At 58.8% G+C, this 15,684-nt stretch carries 19 protein-coding genes, 1 tRNA gene and 1 pseudogene; 10 read left to right on the top strand and 11 right to left on the bottom strand.

Annotated features, from left to right (window positions below; genetic code table 11):
- Positions 1 to 3 precede the first annotated feature (3 nt).
- Both HU766_RS15175 and HU766_RS15180 read left to right on the top strand, forming a co-directional pair.
- Entirely contained in the window at positions 4 to 243 is a 240-nt protein-coding gene (locus tag HU766_RS15175) for a sulfurtransferase TusA family protein (protein WP_027594652.1), read from the top strand.
- A gap of 20 nt (positions 244 to 263) precedes the next feature.
- On the top strand, positions 264 to 1,334 hold the full coding sequence (locus HU766_RS15180; protein WP_186658352.1) for an AI-2E family transporter: 1,071 nt from the start codon (positions 264 to 266) through the stop codon (positions 1,332 to 1,334).
- Positions 1,335 to 1,365: 31 nt separating this feature from the next.
- Here the strand turns inward: HU766_RS15180 and HU766_RS15185 are convergent, their stop codons facing one another.
- Both HU766_RS15185 and HU766_RS15190 read right to left on the bottom strand, forming a co-directional pair.
- Complete coding sequence (locus tag HU766_RS15185) at positions 1,366 to 1,839, bottom strand: peroxiredoxin (protein WP_156311203.1); 474 nt, start codon at positions 1,837 to 1,839, stop codon at positions 1,366 to 1,368.
- Positions 1,840 to 1,849: 10 nt separating this feature from the next.
- Positions 1,850 to 2,410, bottom strand: a complete 561-nt coding sequence (locus tag HU766_RS15190; RefSeq protein WP_033699827.1) for a glycine cleavage system protein R — start codon at positions 2,408 to 2,410, stop codon at positions 1,850 to 1,852.
- Between the two features lie 259 nt (positions 2,411 to 2,669).
- On the opposite strand from HU766_RS15190, the gene dapA reads away from it, so the two are divergent.
- From dapA to HU766_RS26575, 8 genes and pseudogenes are all read left to right on the top strand, one after another.
- Complete coding sequence (dapA, locus tag HU766_RS15195) at positions 2,670 to 3,548, top strand: 4-hydroxy-tetrahydrodipicolinate synthase (protein WP_186658354.1); 879 nt, start codon at positions 2,670 to 2,672, stop codon at positions 3,546 to 3,548.
- A gap of 17 nt (positions 3,549 to 3,565) precedes the next feature.
- Positions 3,566 to 4,684, top strand: a complete 1,119-nt coding sequence (bamC, locus tag HU766_RS15200) for an outer membrane protein assembly factor BamC (protein ID WP_033699823.1) — start codon at positions 3,566 to 3,568, stop codon at positions 4,682 to 4,684.
- Positions 4,685 to 5,443: an MBL fold metallo-hydrolase gene (locus HU766_RS15205; protein WP_033699821.1), complete on the top strand. Its 759-nt coding sequence runs from the start codon at positions 4,685 to 4,687 to the stop codon at positions 5,441 to 5,443. It abuts the gene before it with no gap.
- Between the two features lie 29 nt (positions 5,444 to 5,472).
- The gene (purC, locus tag HU766_RS15210; protein ID WP_012315794.1) at positions 5,473 to 6,183 is read left to right on the top strand and encodes a phosphoribosylaminoimidazolesuccinocarboxamide synthase; all 711 of its coding nucleotides are present in this window, start codon (positions 5,473 to 5,475) and stop codon (positions 6,181 to 6,183) included.
- 92 nt (positions 6,184 to 6,275) lie between these two features.
- Positions 6,276 to 6,365 (top strand) — tRNA-Ser (locus HU766_RS15215).
- A 109-nt stretch (positions 6,366 to 6,474) separates the two neighbouring features.
- Positions 6,475 to 6,920, top strand: a pseudogene (locus tag HU766_RS26215) (structural protein P5).
- 97 nt (positions 6,921 to 7,017) lie between these two features.
- Entirely contained in the window at positions 7,018 to 7,197 is a 180-nt protein-coding gene (locus HU766_RS26570) for a DUF2514 family protein (protein WP_143500797.1), read from the top strand.
- A gap of 86 nt (positions 7,198 to 7,283) precedes the next feature.
- Positions 7,284 to 7,403: a DUF2514 family protein gene (locus tag HU766_RS26575; RefSeq protein ID WP_346656678.1), complete on the top strand. Its 120-nt coding sequence runs from the start codon at positions 7,284 to 7,286 to the stop codon at positions 7,401 to 7,403.
- Between the two features lie 595 nt (positions 7,404 to 7,998).
- Here the strand turns inward: HU766_RS26575 and HU766_RS15225 are convergent.
- From HU766_RS15225 to HU766_RS15265, 9 genes are all read right to left on the bottom strand, one after another.
- The gene (locus HU766_RS15225) at positions 7,999 to 8,841 is read right to left on the bottom strand and encodes a hypothetical protein (RefSeq protein ID WP_143500793.1); all 843 of its coding nucleotides are present in this window, start codon (positions 8,839 to 8,841) and stop codon (positions 7,999 to 8,001) included.
- A gap of 5 nt (positions 8,842 to 8,846) precedes the next feature.
- Positions 8,847 to 9,380, bottom strand: a complete 534-nt coding sequence (locus HU766_RS15230; protein WP_050506092.1) for a fimbrial protein — start codon at positions 9,378 to 9,380, stop codon at positions 8,847 to 8,849.
- Between the two features lie 8 nt (positions 9,381 to 9,388).
- A complete protein-coding gene (locus HU766_RS15235) occupies positions 9,389 to 9,892 on the bottom strand; it encodes a fimbrial protein (protein ID WP_050506091.1) in 504 nt (167 codons plus the stop codon).
- Positions 9,889 to 10,368, bottom strand: coding sequence for a fimbrial protein (locus tag HU766_RS15240; RefSeq protein WP_160015248.1), 480 nt, complete (start codon positions 10,366 to 10,368; stop codon positions 9,889 to 9,891). Before HU766_RS15240 ends, HU766_RS15235 begins: the two co-directional genes overlap by 4 nt.
- A 10-nt stretch (positions 10,369 to 10,378) precedes the next feature.
- Positions 10,379 to 10,897: a fimbrial protein gene (locus HU766_RS15245; protein WP_160015246.1), complete on the bottom strand. Its 519-nt coding sequence runs from the start codon at positions 10,895 to 10,897 to the stop codon at positions 10,379 to 10,381.
- 86 nt (positions 10,898 to 10,983) lie between these two features.
- Complete coding sequence (locus HU766_RS15250) at positions 10,984 to 11,742, bottom strand: fimbria/pilus periplasmic chaperone (RefSeq protein ID WP_047583240.1); 759 nt, start codon at positions 11,740 to 11,742, stop codon at positions 10,984 to 10,986.
- A 22-nt stretch (positions 11,743 to 11,764) separates the two neighbouring features.
- On the bottom strand, positions 11,765 to 14,254 hold the full coding sequence (locus HU766_RS15255) for an outer membrane usher protein (RefSeq protein WP_201773250.1): 2,490 nt from the start codon (positions 14,252 to 14,254) through the stop codon (positions 11,765 to 11,767).
- Between the two features lie 46 nt (positions 14,255 to 14,300).
- Positions 14,301 to 14,825 carry a fimbrial protein gene (locus tag HU766_RS15260; protein WP_033699814.1) on the bottom strand — a complete coding sequence of 175 codons (525 nt, stop codon included), beginning with the start codon at positions 14,823 to 14,825 and terminating at the stop codon, positions 14,301 to 14,303.
- Positions 14,826 to 15,030: 205 nt separating this feature from the next.
- Positions 15,031 to 15,585, bottom strand: a complete 555-nt coding sequence (locus HU766_RS15265; protein ID WP_033699813.1) for a fimbrial protein — start codon at positions 15,583 to 15,585, stop codon at positions 15,031 to 15,033.
- Between the last annotated feature and the right edge of the window lie 99 nt (positions 15,586 to 15,684).

Below are 15,684 nucleotides of genomic sequence, written 5' to 3' on the forward strand. Positions count from 1 at the left end.
CCGATGAGTGACACCCTGACCTGCGACGCCGAACTCGACGCCAGCGGGCTGAACTGCCCGCTGCCACTGCTGAAGGCAAAGATGGAACTCAACCGCCTGGCCAGTGGCGCGGTGCTCAAGGTGATTGCTACCGATGCTGGCTCGCAGCGCGACTTTCGCACTTTTGCCAAGCTGGCCGGTCATACGCTGCTGCATGAAACGGCCGAGGCCGGCACCTACACCTACTGGCTGCGCAAGGCCTGAGTCTCAACCAAGGATCGTCAATGTTCAAAGTGCTTCGCGACTGGATGCAGCGCTATTTCTCCGATGAGGAGGCGGTGGTGCTGGCGGTCCTGCTGGTTCTGGCGTTTACCGCGGTACTGACCCTGGGCGGCATGTTGGCGCCGGTGCTGGCGGGGATGGTGCTGGCGTTTCTGATGCAGGGCCTGGTCAACGCCCTGGAGCGCCTGCGGGTGCCCACCCGGCTGGCGGTGGCCGTGGTGTTTGCGTTGTTCATGGGGGCACTGGCGGTCATCCTGCTGGTGCTGGTGCCGTTGCTCTGGCATCAACTGATCACCTTGTTCAACGAATTGCCCGGCATGCTCGGCAAATGGCAGTCGCTGTTGCTGCTGCTGCCCGAGCGCTACCCGCACTTGGTGTCGGATGAGCAGGTATTGCATGCCATCGAGTCGGTGCGCGGTGAAATCGGCAAGTTCGGCCAGTGGGCACTGACCTTTTCGTTGTCGAGCCTGCCGCTGCTGGTCAACGCGATGATCTACCTGGTGCTGGTGCCGATCCTGGTGTTCTTCTTCCTCAAGGACCGCGAGGTGATCGGGCGTTGGGTGGTGGGTTATCTGCCCCGTGAGCGCACCTTGCTCAACCGCGTGGGCAACGAGATGAACCGGCAGATCGCCAACTACATTCGCGGCAAGGGCATCGAGATTCTGATCTGCGGGGTTGCCACCTATATCGCGTTCATCAGCCTGGGGCTGAACTATGCGGCCTTGCTGGCGTTGCTGGTGGGCTTGTCGGTGGTGGTGCCCTATGTGGGCGCCGTGGTGGTGACCGTGCCGGTGACGTTGATTGCACTGTTCCAGTGGGGCTGGGGCGATCAGTTCATCTACCTGATGACGGTGTACGCGATCATTCAGGCGCTGGATGGCAACGTGCTGGTGCCGTTGCTGTTTTCCGAGGCGGTGAGCCTGCACCCGGTGGCGATCATCTGCGCGGTGCTGCTGTTTGGCGGGTTGTGGGGCTTCTGGGGGATCTTCTTTGCGATCCCGCTGGCAACGCTGTTCAAGGCGGTGCTGGATGCCTGGCCGCGGCAAGAGCCGACAGTGGCGCCGCTGTTGTGATTTTTGGGGCTGCAAAGCAGCCCCGACAATCTCAAGCCTTGTTCAACGCCTGAGCCGCCGCCAAGACGGCATCCACATGCCCGGGTACCTTCACCCCACGCCATTCCTGGCGCAGCACACCGTCCTTGTCGATCAGGAAGGTGCTGCGGTCCACGCCCATGTACTCCTTGCCATACAGCTTCTTCAGTTTGATCACGTCGAACAGCTGGCACAGGGCCTCGTCTTTGTCGCTGATCAGCTCGAACGGGAAGCCTTGCTTGGCCTTGAAGTTCTCATGCGACTTGAGGCCATCGCGCGATACGCCGAACACCACGGTATTGGCGGCGGCAAAGGCTTCATGCTGGTCACGGAAGCCCTGGCCCTGGGTGGTGCAGCCCGGGGTGCTGTCCTTGGGGTAGAAGTACACCACCACCTGGCGGCCCTTGAGCTCGGCAAGGCTGACCGCCTGGCCGCTGGTGGCCTGGGCCTGGAAATCGGCAACGGGTTGGTCGAGTGCTACGGCCATGGGGGCTTCCTTACATGGGGTTCTGTGGGCGCCAAGGCTCGATCAGCGCATCCAGGTTCAAGGCGTCGGCAAAGTCCAGGAACTGGTCACGCAGCCAGCTGATCTGGGTGCCGGCCGGCAAAATCACGGTGAACTGGGCGTTGAGCATGCTGCTGCCGGTCTGTGGCGCCAGGTAGGTGTCGCAGGTCATGGCTTCGAGCTCGACACGGTGGTCGAGGAAGAACTGGCACAGCTCGTTGATGATGTCGGGGCGGTAGGCCGCGCTGACATAGGCCACGTAAGGCAGCGCCTGCGGGCGTACCTCCTGGTCGGCGCTGCGCACCACATCGAGGGTCAGGCCGTGCTTTTTGCCCAGGCCAGGCAGGGAGGCTTCAAGACGCGCCAGGGCGTCCCAGCTGCCACCGACCTGCAGCACCAGGGCGCTGGTCTCGCCATGGCGGCTCAGGCGCGAGGTGACTACCGCGCAGCGGTTCTCGACGGCAGCGCGGCTGAGGACGTTGGCCAGTTCCATGGGGTTTGGGCCCAGGGCACTGATGACAAGGAATTGTTCGCGGACGGTGGGGGTGGACATGCAGCATTCCTAAAGCGATGAGCGGTCGGTGCAGGACAGGCAAAAGCCTCCAGTCGGCAGTGCCCGGGGCTCGCATGCGAGGTCGTGGACGCCGGCGGGGAGCAAGGTCGACGGCCCGGCGGGCCGCGCTGCACCGATCAAAGGATCAAGGGTAGCGAATTAAGCCGCCGAGGGGAATGCTCCACCCGCCTGCTTCGCTTGTGCAAGGCCGATGCCCCCAGTACCATTACCGCTCTCTTTTTCCGGCAGGAGCAGTTACATGATTGCGGGCAGTATGGTGGCATTGGTCACTCCCATGGATGCACAAGGGCGTCTTGACTGGGACAGCCTCGGCAAACTTGTAGACTTCCACCTGGAAAACGGCACTCACGCCATCGTCGCCGTCGGTACTACCGGCGAGTCGGCCACCCTGACCGTCGAAGAGCACATCGAGGTCATCGAATTCGTGGTCAAGCGTGTCGCTGGCCGCATCCCGGTCATCGCGGGCACTGGCGCCAACTCCACCTCGGAAGCCGTGCACCTGACCCAGAACGCCAAAAACGCCGGCGCCGACGCCTGCCTGCTGGTCGTGCCGTACTACAACAAGCCGACCCAGGAAGGCTTGTACCAGCACTTCAAGCACATCGCCGAAGCCGTCGACATCCCGCAGATCCTCTACAACGTACCCGGCCGCACCTCCTGCGACATGCAGGCCGAGACCGTGATCCGCCTGTCGACCGTGCCGAACATCATCGGCATCAAGGAAGCCACCGGCGACCTGGCCCGTGCCAAGGCCATCCTCGATGGCGTCAGCAAAGACTTCATCGTCATGTCCGGCGACGACCCGACGGCTGTCGAGCTGATCCTGCTGGGCGGCAAGGGCAACATCTCCGTGACGGCCAACGTCGCCCCGCGCGAAATGGCCGAACTGTGCGAGGCCGCCCTTGAGGGCAATGCCGAGAAGGCCCGCGCAATCAACGAAACACTCATGCCGCTGCACAAAGACCTGTTCTGCGAAGCCAACCCGATTCCGGTGAAATGGGCGCTCGTCGAAATGGGCCTGATGCACAAAGGCATTCGCCTGCCGCTGACCTGGTTGAGCGAAGGCTGTCACGAAAAAGTCCGTACTGCCTTGCGCCAGTCCGGCGTACTGGTTTAATCGAGGAAGTACACCGCATGAAGCGACTGGCTGGTCTTTCCGCCCTTGCCCTGATCATTTCCAGCACCAGCGGTTGCGGCTGGCTGTGGGGCGACGAGGGTTATTTCCGCGACCGCGGCAGCGATTACCTGCAGGCGCACCCGACCGCGCCGATGCAGCTGCCGCCGGACGCCAGCAACGTCAAGCGCCTCGACCCGCTGTTGCCTATTCCGCGTAACGTTGCCGATGACAGCGCCACCGGCGAGTTCGAAGTGCCGCGTCCGCAACCGCTGACGGCCGGTGCCGAAGTCAGCGACTTCAGCTTGCAACGCAGCGGCAACAGCCGTTGGGTGCTGGCCCAGCGCTCGCCAGCCGAAGTCTGGCCTGCGGCCCGTCAGTTCTTTGAAGACAATGGCTTCCGCATTGCCGAAGAGCGCCCGCAAACCGGCGAATTCAATACCAGCTGGCAGCGTTTCGATGAACTCTCGGCCTCGCTCGGCCAGCGCCTGGCGAGCACCGCCAGCAGCGGCGACAGCGAAGTGCGCGTGCGTGTACGCATGGAGCCCGGCGTGCAGCGCAACACCTCCGAGGTGTACATCGTCAGCGTCGAGCGCCCGGCTGGCAGCACCGCCGAGCCTGGTTTCCCGTCCACCTCCAGCAACACCGGCGCCGATGCCCTGCTGGTTGACGAAATGCTCGCCAGCATGAACCGCAGCGCCGAGAAGGGCGGGTCTGTCTCGCTGCTGGCCGCGCGCGATTTCGATGCGCCAAGCCGCGTCAGCCTGAGCGAAGACGGCAGCGGCAACCCGGTACTGTTCCTGGGCGCCGACCTGGATCGCGCCTGGTCCAGCGTGGGCCGTGCCCTGGAGCAAGGTGGCGAGTGGCGTGTCGAAGACATCAACCGCAGCCTGGGCCTGTACTACATCAACCTGTCCGAAAAGCCTGACGACAAGCAGAACGAGCCGGGCTTCTTCAGCCGCATGTTCGGCAGTGCACCGACCAAGGAAGAGCGTGAAGCCCGTGCCGAGCGCTACCAGGTACGCCTGAGCAAGGTCGGCGAGAGCGTGCAGGTCACCGTCGAGAAAAACATCAACACCGTGGCTCCGGCCGATGTCGCCCGCCGTGTGCTGAGCGCCATTCAGGACCACCTGGGTTAAGTGCGCTTCGCGGTACTCGGAAGCGGCAGCCAGGGAAACGGCACGCTGATCGCCAGTGGTGACACGTTCATCCTGGTCGATTGCGGGTTCTCCCTGCGTGAGACCGAGCGGCGCCTGGCGCTGCTCGGGGTCTCGGCGGCACAGCTGAGCGCGGTGCTGGTTACCCACGAACATGCCGACCATGTGCATGGGGTGGGGTTGCTGTCGCGGCGCTACAATGTACCGGTCTACCTCAGCCAAGGGACTTTGCGCGGCCTGCGCAAGCCGGTGGAGGTGGCCGGTTTTCTCGCTTGTGGCGACAGCCTGCGCATCGGTGGCCTGGAGGTGACGGCAGCGCGCGTCGAGCACGACGCCTACGAGCCGTTGCAGTACGTGCTCAGCGACGGCCGGCGGCGTTTCGGCATGCTCACCGACCTGGGCTCGTACGATGCCTTGTTGCTGGAGCGCTACCAGGGCCTGGATGCCCTGTTGATCGAAGCCAATCACTGCCGCGACATGCTGGCACGCGGTCACTACCCGTCGTTCCTGAAGCAGCGGGTAGGTGGCATGCAAGGGCATTTGAACAATCACCAGGCCGCGCGCCTGGTGGACGAGTTGGGCTGGAGCAACCTGCAACACCTGGTGCTGGCCCACCTCAGCAGCAAGAACAACCTGCCACAACTGGCCCGCCAGTGCTTCGTCGACACCCTTGGGTGCGACCCAGACTGGCTTCAGGTGGCGAATCAGGAACACGGGCTCGACTGGCGCGAAATCGCCTAGCCCAACTACTCAAGCAAGCGGAGCCCATCATGGAAAAACGCGAAGAACTTTACCGCGGCAAGGCCAAATCGGTTTACAAGACCGACGACGCCGACCGCTTGATCCTGCTGTTCCGCAACGACACCTCGGCGTTCGACGGCAAGCGTATCGAACAGCTCGACCGCAAAGGCATGGTGAACAACAAGTTCAACGCCTTCATCATGCAAAAGCTCGAAGAAGCCGGCGTGCCGACCCAGTTCGACAAGCTGCTGGGCGACAACGAGTGCCTGGTGAAGAAGCTCGACATGATCCCGGTCGAGTGCGTGGTGCGTAACTACGCGGCGGGCAGCCTGGTCAAGCGTCTGGGCGTGGAGGAGGGCATCAAGCTGGAGCCGTCCACCTTCGAACTGTTCCTGAAGAACGACGAGAAGGGCGACCCCTTCATCAACGAATCCCACGTTGTCGCGTTCGGCTGGGGCACCGCCGAGCAGCTGGCAGAGATGAAAAAGCTGTCGCTGAAAGTCAACGAAGTGCTGAACAAGCTGTTCGATGACGCAGGCCTGTTGCTGGTCGACTTCAAGCTGGAGTTCGGCGTGTTCCACGGCCAGATCGTCCTGGGCGACGAATTCAGCCCCGACGGCTGCCGCCTGTGGGACAAAGAAACCCGCAAGAAGATGGACAAGGACCGCTTCCGCCAGGGCCTGGGCGACGTGATCGAAGCCTACGAAGAAGTTGCCAAGCGCCTGGGCGTGCCGCTGTAAGCGGCCTGTTCACGCAAGCGCCTGATACCACGCGATTTTTTTGAAAATAAAGGTTTGCGTTTTCAGAATTCGCTGGTATGATGCGCGGCATTGGAGAGATGCCGGAGTGGTCGAACGGGACGGATTCGAAATCCGTTGTACTGGCAACAGTACCTAGGGTTCAAATCCCTATCTCTCCGCCATATTAAAGGCCCCGAGCGCTGTATAGCCCTCGGGGTTTTTTCGTTTGGGGAAATTTGGGGGAATGGGGGAGCGTGTATTTCCCCCCAAGCGTTCGCTATCATTCCGCCATTGCCTACTACGAAAAGCGGCGTTCGGACCAAGAACCCCTGCAACATCAATTACAATCCGCGCAACGCCTAGCAGTGGCAGCTCGGCCGGAAAGAAGAGGCGGAAGCCCGCGCTTTGCCCGATTTGACAATACAGAGAATGGCATCCGTGCCTTGCAAGCTGCTGATCAACTACCGCGGCAAGGCCGGTATGCCTGGCGTGGGCGGGAACGGCATCGATACAGGGCTCGAGACCATCAACCGTTGGGTACCGAGCAGCGAGAACGACACCCAGGGCTATGCTGCTGTCGTGGTCAAGCGCCTGGGCGTCCGGGCGCGGACCCGATCGACATCAAAGACCCAGCCACGCTGCGCAAGGTGGTGCTCGGTATCATCATCCATGAGAGCGGCGGTAACCTGTATCCGTTGATGATAATTGATGAGTGTATCCGGCGGGCTTTGGCATGAGCGTCTGGCCTGCGCGGCTGCCGCTCTTCTTGTACTTCTGGCGTCCCATTGGGGGGCTACCAGCACGGCATAGCGGGCGAAGGGCGGTCAGGCATCAGTGCAACGGGGCAGCGGCGACCGCTTGGTCGAGGTAATCGGCGAACGATCGGCGCACCAGGAAGATCACCGGAGCGCAAACGCGCAGCAAGAGGCGCGGGTAAAAGCGTATGACGAAAGAACGATTGCTGGTGCTGGCGCTACTGACGCCGATGCTGCTGGTCACCGGCTGCGCAGTTAAGCCACCCAGCTCATAGTCACCGTCAGTTGCCCCGGTATGTATATCGCCGCTATCACCCAAGGCCAGGCAGCCACCCTTCCGCCACGGTGCTCTCAGATTTACTCACACGGGCCGATGCTCGAGCGGGAGAATTGGCGAAAGCTTATGACCGAGCCCTGTCAACTGGGCGTGCGTGTAAGGCGTCTTACATTGCTCTAAAAAGATAAACAAAATGCAGGAGTAGGGCTCTGTAAGGTCGTGATTCTGAACTCGATTAAGCCTTCGAGGTGAAGGTTGTCGAGCCGCGAAAAGTAGAAGGCTTTCTGTACTTAGAGTTTAGAGTTCTTTAGATGACCGCCCTCGATGATCATGATCAATCTGTGAGTGAGTCGCCCACTACGATTCGTTATCATAAGGTTGCGCTGCAGGGCTTGCTGAGATGAGATGCTAAAAGTATTTTGCATTAAAGAGTCGGAGCGCATATATTTACAGAGAGCTTGGACTTAATTGAATTTCTTGTCTAGTTGGTGGAGCTGGATTTATGCTTGTGCTTGATGACTTTCGCTTTGAATCCCATCGCTTGTTGCTTGAAATTGACGCTTCAACAAATCTCCTTATGATGCTTGTAGTGGCAAGGAACGTAACGGGTGATGTGTGGGCTAATGCAGTGAGTCGTCACGAAGCGGCCTATGAGGCGTGGGTTAGCATGCTCCGTAGTTCCTCTATTAGCAAATAGGACGTTTAGACACTCGTGACAGGATGTCAGGGAACTAGCGACGGCTTAACTTGTTTTTTTGCCATCCAGTCACGAGGGCATTAAATTTAAGGTGGTGTAACGGTAATAACTGTCGAGCCAGAGAACGCACCGGGGGCCACGGTTCCCCGGGTGGCAAGGGTCGACTCGATGTTTAATGGGGCTTGGCCATTTGGAACGGTCACGTTGATACCCGCTGTGGCGTCCTTGCCATTGATCGTGATCTTCGAGTACAGGCTTTTGTCGTCTCTGAGCTGCACCCCGTTAGTGTCTGTTCTGGATGCTGAGACGGTGACGCTGGCCGGGCCCCGACACTTTAGCTGGAGCTTGGTCGAAGCCTTAGCCCCGTTGGCTTCAATGTCGGATAAAGTTTTGTGGTTGATATTGGTGTCCCCTGTGATATCGCATTGTAGCGTCGGAGCAACAACACGGGTGCACGGGCCGAACAAGTTAAATGCGGCGCCAAGATTTCCAGAGGTTGTTGCATATGCAAAAGAGATACATAAATTATTGCTTGCGTCTTGGTTAGCTACTAGAATCGAGCCGCTTAGAGGAACTCTGAAGCCGACAGCCTGTAGGTCGGAGTACAGGTCGCCCAAGGTTGAAAGTTCTCGCCGAATAGGTACGCTCCATATAGCGTAATGACCTACCTGGTAGCCCGGCCCCCACGAAACCTTGGTCGCTGACAACATAATATTGCAAGTGTTTAATAGTGGGTCGCTATCCCTACACGGATTTACCCCACTTGTAGTTGTTGTCCAGTCGGTTACGGTAAAGTAGTAACGTACACCCCCCTGCTCATAACGACTTTGCGTCGTCGTGATGTTGATCGCTTGTGCTTGTGCAGCTACAACACACAGTAGTACTAATGCAATGGTGCGGCGTAACGTGGTCGTGTATGAGGCTTTCATGGTCGTTACTCGTAACTCAGTTCAAAGGTCATTGACGCTTCAAAATCGCCTAGTCCTAGGGTGCGATTGGCTAGAACCTCGGGTGCTCCTTTCAAGTAGGCATTGAAGTTGAGCGCGTTATAGCCGCTGGTCAGTTCGCCCATGGGATGGTTCTTGTTCAGCGGCAGTGCGGTACCGCCCGCCGTCTCCAGTCCTACCATCAAGCCTTGTACAGTGGTGCTTTGCAGCAACAGCAGGCCCGGCGGTTCGCTGCTTTCATTGCCGCTGAACGTGATATTGACCATGCGTTTTCCGACGTCTAAGTCGCAATTGTTCAACCGCAGCACGATCGGCCGCCCTTTGGTTCTCCCGTTGAGATAAAGGTCCTTGTTGACCACGCTTTTGAAGTCCAATTTGATCAACTCATCTCTCTCATCAAGCACGCAAGGCTCATTCACCAGCGTTCCTGAGAAGTACAGGTTATCTTCTGCTGCTTGCACCGCCGAGACCCACAGGCTGGCGGAGAGCCAGATGGTCAGGATAATGGCCCAATTGCCCATACAGCCTCCTAGTAGAGTTCAGCCATCAGAAGTGCCGAAGCGGTAAAGTTGGTGCTGGGTAACTCCGCAGCGGCAAGCTTCACCGGCACGGCCTCCAGTATCGGTGGTGTGGATGCGTTCACATCGATCTCTCGAGGCTCATTAGGAATGAGTGTGGTACCGCCGAGCAGTACCTTGATGCCTAGGTCGTTCACAGAGCTTGTCAGTGCGGTATGGTCGAAATCCGCATACTTGCCTATGAGAGTCAAGCGCATGTGCCAAGTGATACCAGTCCCGGAAGCACCCGGGCATGAGATCTGGTACGGAATCGCCTGGCGATAAAGTTCGCCATCAATGCGATTAACGGCGATATTGCGCTCGAAGCGCACATTGATACGGCCGCCTTTGTCGCTGACAGTGCAGCCCGGCGGCGCCAGCAGGTTGCCGGTGAACTTCAGGTTGTCCGCGCCAGCACAAATTAGGGGCAGGGTGGCGATCGAAAGTATCGCAAAGGTGCGGTGCAGCATAATCATCGATAATCCACCACGAGAGTTGCGCTGGCATCCAATTTGCCGGCTTGAACCTCACTGTTTTCGCGCTTGACCAAGACGGCTTGCAGCACAGGCTGTTTGCGGGTGTCTATATCTGCCCAGGTATTGAGCGCAAGCGGCACACCGTCTTTCTTCAAGGCGATACCGAGGTTGTCGTAACCGCGTACCACTAACAGTTGAGGATCGAACGCTGGGGTACCGCGTACTTGAATGCGTAACTCATTGGTCGCGGAGCGGCTGCAGTCGAGTGCGTATTCCAGGGTGATGGTCTTGTACGTGCCATCGATGCCGGTGGTCTGCACATCGCCAAAGGGGGCAGTGATGGGGGCGTTTTTATTGATCACGCACGGGATCGCCGCATAGATGACACCCTCGATCGTCACCTTTTGCTCGATGGCATGCGTCATGGTTGCGCAAGCAAACAGTATGGCTAGCAGTGCGGGCCGTGCGACGGTCATTGCCAGACCCTTAGTCATATGCAAGATTCACATTGAGGCTGGCGCGGAAGGCGCCCGGGCGCAAAGGGGCGGATGTGCGCTCAGGGCGGATGTAGTATGTCAGTTGGTTGTCACCCGGGGAGACGAACCACCCGGGGGCGGTTCGGCCCAGGCGTACATCGTTGCCTTGGATATCTAGCAGGCGTAGGCCGAAACCCTCGGCGCCGCTCACCCTTATAAGCGCGGGCGTATTGGCATCGGCGACCGCGTTGAACGCCATCGTGGCTACCGGCTCGATGGCGCTCCAGACCAAGGTGCCTTGCTGCTCATCCTGACGTCCGCCGTTGACGCGTATACAGCCTTGCAGTTTGAGATGCAGGGCTATAGGCGCACCCTGATCGCCAATGCGCAACAGGCGGGCAGTGCTCAAATCGCCCAGCGACAGAGTCTGGTACGCAGAACTGGGGTCCAGGTAGCAGGCGCTTTCTAACAAGGTGCCGGTGACCTGGAATTCGGCCGTCTGAGCAAGATTGCCGGCGGCATGGGTCAAGACACTGGCATTACATAGCCAGGCGGCAAGACAGATACGGAGTCCAGGCTTCATGATTTGCCCTCACTGGAATAAGTCGTCGGGTGTCAGCGATTGCTGTCAACGGGGCTGGCGTTGCAGCTGTCTGCAGTACAGTTGAACTGCAGTTGCGGGCGGCCGCCAAAGTCATTGACGTAGGTCAGCACTGGCTTGTCGCCCAGCGCCTTGCTGCTTACGCCCAGGTCGAGTTGGCCTCTAGGGGCGATCATCAGGGGTTTGAAGTCGGTTGCGCTGGCGGCCTTGAGGTTGGGCGTGGCATCGATCAGGGTGACGTAGTATGGCGTCGGATTGTTCACTAGATAGCGGTCGTTCTGGCGGGTCAGGGTCAGCTTTTCCTGCCACGGGGCTTCGTTAACACCGGACCTCGCGACGATCGCCGCCGGTCGATAAAACAGCTTCACACGCGTTTGCAGGGCAATTTGCAAGGTATTGGGCTGGTCGCTGCGTGGCGGGATTTCGCGCAGGTTGAAGTAGAACAACGATTCGCGGTCCTGGGGCAGTTGGCTAAGCTCAGGCAAGCCTTGAATCTTTACCTGGCTGTTGCCCCCTGCTTCCAGCCGCTGGATGGGCGGCACTACCACCAGGGGGCTAGTAATTTTTTCGGCCTGCTCATTCTCGATCCACGCCTGTGCAAGGTAGGGCAGTTGGGTGTTCTGGTTACTGACGCTGAGGCTGATCGATTTCTCGCTGCCGGTAAAAATGACTCGGGTACGGTCTAGCGACACTGCGGCCAGGCAGGTTTTCGCCGCGCAGGTGCCAGCGAGGGCAAGCAAAGTCAGGCTGATGCATTTAAAACGGGTGTTCATAGAAGTACCTATTGCAAATAGATTAAGCGGCGGAGTCGTCCGTATCGCTGACGGGCTGGCAAAGCAGTTCCAGTTGTCGTTCGGGCGATACCACCTGGTCAGGCAGTGTGAAATGGCAGCGCGCGCTGCCGTCCCATTGCAGCGACATGGTTTCGCCTGGCTTCATGCCGCTCAGGTAAGTCGATCCTTCTTCGCCAACAATGCCGGTCTCCTGGCCGCGGCTGTTCCGTGCGCTGGCGCCAAAGGGCGGCGCGCGGTGATTGGCCATGCGAATGATGACCATGGCCTTACGGCCGGAGATCACATCGAAACGGCGGTAGCCGATCGCGCCTTCGGTCAGGGTTGCCTGGGTGATCGACTGGGTGGCTTCGACATCGTCGGCCAAGTCGTCCAGCACAATGCTGGCCTGGTTGCGGTAGTAGCTGTTGACGTCCGTCACCACCGCCTTGCCGAAACGGTTGGTGCGAGTTATCCCGCCGTTGCCGCGCACGGGTACGTCGGCAACGCCCTGGGTATCAACCAGCAGGCGCGTGCCGCCCATGATATTGCTGCGATGCAGGGCCGCACCTTGTGCAGTCAGCGTGGCACCGCCTTGCAGAGACAGTCCTGCCGACGTGTACTCACCGGCCTGGTAACTGGCGCTCGCAACTACCTGAGCTTCATCCCCGTCATGCGACAGAAAACCGCTGGCCATTGCTCCGCTGGAGGACTTACCCGCGCTGAGCATGTAATTGTTACGCGCATCGATACGGTCGTAATAGCTCAGGCTATGAGAAGTGTCGCCGCGATTGACCGACGAGCTGTAACTGAACGAGCCCGTGCTGTCCCAGGGGATGTTGACCGATAAGTAGGCACCATCATCAGAGGTGCCTTTGCCCTTGTTCTGGTACGCGGTCAGGGATAGGCTGAGGTTCTTCAAACCACCGACATCGAAATAGCGCGACACTGACAGGCTGTAGCGGTCGCTTGCCTGGCTGTTCCAGTAAGTCTGGTGGTTGTAGTTGAAGTACATGCTGAGAGCTGAATCGCGAAATTGTTTGCTCACCGTCGCGGTGTACAGCTCCTTGCTCTGGTTCAAAGGTTGGCTGCCACGCCGGGCCTCGATGAATTCGTTCATGCTCATGTAGTTCTCTTCGGAGAACCGGTAGCCGGCGAAGGTAATCTGGCTGTCGTACTCGTCGAACCGCTTGGAATAACTGGCACGGTAGGACTTACCGCTCAGTGTGTCACGTTCCGGGATCGTGGCCCGTGACTGCGTGACGTCGAATGACAATGCACCGAAAGCCATCAGGTCGCGACCAACGCCAACGGCGAGGGATCCATAGTCCTTGGCACCAAGGCTACCGCCATACAGCGACCAGCCGTTGCTCACACCCCAAGAAAACTCACCGGTGGCGAAAGCGGGGCCATCGAGTTGATGTTCCCAGTCAGAGGGTTTGCCGGTGGCCAGCTTGTAGCGCACCGTGCCAGGACGTGTCAGGTAGGGAATGCTGGCCGTGTCCATCTGGAATTCCTGGACGCTGCCATCCTGTTCCTCGACGCGCACGTCTAGCTGGCCAGAAACCGCATCGTTGAGATCCTGAATTCGAAACGCCCCTGGGGGGACTTGGGTGTCGTAAAGCACGCGGCCTTGCTGGCGAATGATCACGCGCGCGTTGGTGCGGGCCACACCGCTGACTTCCGGGGCATAACCCCTTAGATTGGGGGGCAGCATGTTGTCGTTGCTGCTCAGGTTCACCCCGGTGTAGCGGAAACTACCGAACAGGTTGGAGTCGAGGTAGTCTTCCCCGACGATCAGGTTCGAGCGCAGAGACGGCATCGCGCGTAGCGCATAGAAACGGCTCCAGGCGAATTGGTTTTGTGACGGCTGGTTGTCACTACGTTGCATCTGGGTCTGCCAGTCGCCACGCAAGCGCCAGGCGCCGAGATTGATCCCGGCGGTACCGTTGCCGCTGAGGTTGTCGCTGCGGCCTTTGCCCCGCGTGCGGTCGGTGGTCTGGGCATTGAGGTTGTAATCGAAAAGCACACCGGAAATGCCCTCGTCCCAGCGAGATGGTGGGTCCCAGTTCGGCGCAGTATATTCCAACTGTTCTTGGGGAATGCTCACGTACAATGCCGAAGTGCCCAGGTTGCCACGGGCCTGCATGCCGGTAACGCTGGCCAGGTCCAGGCAGGCGCCATCGCGCCACCAGGTGAGCGACTTAATAACCTGTTCTTTCAGACCCAGTTCATTGACCAATGCCGGCGAAAGACAGGGGACGCTGCTTTTCGGATCGTCTTCGGCCGGAAGATAGTCGACAGCAAACTCCGTCAACGTATCGCGGTTCACGTGTACCATCAGGTTGTATTGGCCGGGCATGATGAAGTTGGCCGAAGCAAACACCCCAAGATCAAGGTTCTCGCGATCTTTGAGGTCCAGTACATCTGTGTTGAATTGGAACTCTTCGGCTGCACTTGCCCACGTCGCGATACAGCACAACGCCGTGGTAGCCAGTACCTTACGGTGATTCACGTGACTAAGTCCTTGAGCGAAACTGCACAAATGATTGTGGGGCAGTTCAGAAGTGCTGAATGTTAAGCTTGATGGTGGCGTGATAATCGCCTGCTTCCAGTGCATGTCCGACGCCAACGAGCGTCAATGAGTAGTTGAGCATTAGGCTGTCAGTAGACAGTTCGTTGTGCTCAAGTACCATGCCTGGCGATACTAATTTACCCTGGCGGTCTTTTATTTGCAGGGCAATGCCTTTAGCGATGCCCTCGATAGCAAAGTACTTTCCATTGGGTTGTCCTTCGAATGTCAGTTTAAAGCGCTGGGAAACATCGGTGTCGTTGGGCTTTTCCGATGCAATACAGTCGCTGATATAGAGGGTTAAGGAATGCTGCGATGATGTATCGCCGTTTAGCAGGCCATTCAGTGTCATAGGTTTGAACGCAATCGTTTGACGATCGCTACCCACTCGCATATTACAGGCGCTGTCCACGATGCTCCCGCCCAGTTGTACATGCCCTTCGAGTGCATCGGCAGCACTGGTGGGCATGATTAGAGGGCATAGAGTCAGCAGCAGGACGGTTGAGCGAATCATTTAAACCTCCGCAAACTCCCCGCAATAAGCGATCCGTGCTTACTGCGGGGCACCTCATCACGCGATCCGTGCGTACTGCGGAGCACCTCATCATTACGCGATCCGTGCGTACTGCGGGGCGCCTCATTACGCGATCCGTGCGTACTTCGGAGCACCTCATCACGCTATCCTTGCGTACTGCGGAGCACCTCAGTAACGGATTAGCTTACTGATAAGCGAGGGTGAAGTTGGCGAACGTTTCGAAGTCACCCGGTTTGATTGCGGCTCCTGTTGCTGCGCCGCCACCAGCTGGGGCAACCATGTCACCCTGCAGATAGGCTTTGAACTCGAGGTAGGTGTCGCCATTGGACAGCGTCTGGGCAGGAGAAGCGTCACCCAGCTTGATCAGCTCACCGGTGTGATCGGCGATGGCCAGGCTGGCGCCTTGGGCCGTACCTCTGATAGCCAGCAGGTCGGGGTTGGACGCAGGCGAACCGGTGAAGGTTGCAGTGGCCGACTTCAGTGCGCCCAGTTCACAACCGCGCAGTTCGATCTTGAAGGTTTTCGGAGTGGATTTTCCGCCGTCTTTCAGGGAAACATTGGAGACTTGATCCATCTCGACGGTTTGGTATGCCGACTCTTGGGCGATGGAGCACGGTGCCTCAATAATTGCGCCCCTGAAGGTAATGCGACCGTGACCTTGATCTTGGGCAAAGGTGACAGCCGAGGTGGATGCCAAGGCAACTGCCATGATCGCGCCAGCCAACGAACTAACTTTCATTTCATACTCCTAGGTTGATAGTGAAGTGCTTGAAGGGGGCTTAGTTGAACACTCTCTTTCTGCTCGGGTATCTGTGTACCGTTGAGCTGGAGTAAGCCT

This window comes from Pseudomonas sp. SWRI77, from assembly GCF_014269105.1.
In the GTDB taxonomy this organism is placed as follows: Bacteria; Pseudomonadota; Gammaproteobacteria; order Pseudomonadales; family Pseudomonadaceae; genus Aquipseudomonas; species Aquipseudomonas capeferrum.

Bases quoted from the DNA above. Each gene is read 5' to 3' on its own strand.
- HU766_RS15175 (WP_027594652.1), top strand. From the start codon at position 4: ATGAGTGACACCCTGACCTGCGACGCCGAACTCGACGCCAGCGGGCTG.
- HU766_RS15180 (WP_186658352.1), top strand. From the start codon at position 264: ATGTTCAAAGTGCTTCGCGACTGGATGCAGCGCTATTTCTCCGATGAG.
- HU766_RS15185 (WP_156311203.1), bottom strand. From the start codon at position 1,839: ATGGCCGTAGCACTCGACCAACCCGTTGCCGATTTCCAGGCCCAGGCC.
- HU766_RS15190 (WP_033699827.1), bottom strand. From the start codon at position 2,410: ATGTCCACCCCCACCGTCCGCGAACAATTCCTTGTCATCAGTGCCCTG.
- dapA (WP_186658354.1), top strand. From the start codon at position 2,670: ATGATTGCGGGCAGTATGGTGGCATTGGTCACTCCCATGGATGCACAA.
- bamC (WP_033699823.1), top strand. From the start codon at position 3,566: ATGAAGCGACTGGCTGGTCTTTCCGCCCTTGCCCTGATCATTTCCAGC.
- purC (WP_012315794.1), top strand. From the start codon at position 5,473: ATGGAAAAACGCGAAGAACTTTACCGCGGCAAGGCCAAATCGGTTTAC.
- HU766_RS15225 (WP_143500793.1), bottom strand. From the start codon at position 8,841: ATGAAAGCCTCATACACGACCACGTTACGCCGCACCATTGCATTAGTA.
- HU766_RS15230 (WP_050506092.1), bottom strand. From the start codon at position 9,380: ATGGGCAATTGGGCCATTATCCTGACCATCTGGCTCTCCGCCAGCCTG.
- HU766_RS15235 (WP_050506091.1), bottom strand. From the start codon at position 9,892: ATGATTATGCTGCACCGCACCTTTGCGATACTTTCGATCGCCACCCTG.
- HU766_RS15240 (WP_160015248.1), bottom strand. From the start codon at position 10,368: ATGACCGTCGCACGGCCCGCACTGCTAGCCATACTGTTTGCTTGCGCA.
- HU766_RS15250 (WP_047583240.1), bottom strand. From the start codon at position 11,742: ATGAACACCCGTTTTAAATGCATCAGCCTGACTTTGCTTGCCCTCGCT.
- HU766_RS15260 (WP_033699814.1), bottom strand. From the start codon at position 14,825: ATGATTCGCTCAACCGTCCTGCTGCTGACTCTATGCCCTCTAATCATG.
- HU766_RS15265 (WP_033699813.1), bottom strand. From the start codon at position 15,585: ATGAAAGTTAGTTCGTTGGCTGGCGCGATCATGGCAGTTGCCTTGGCA.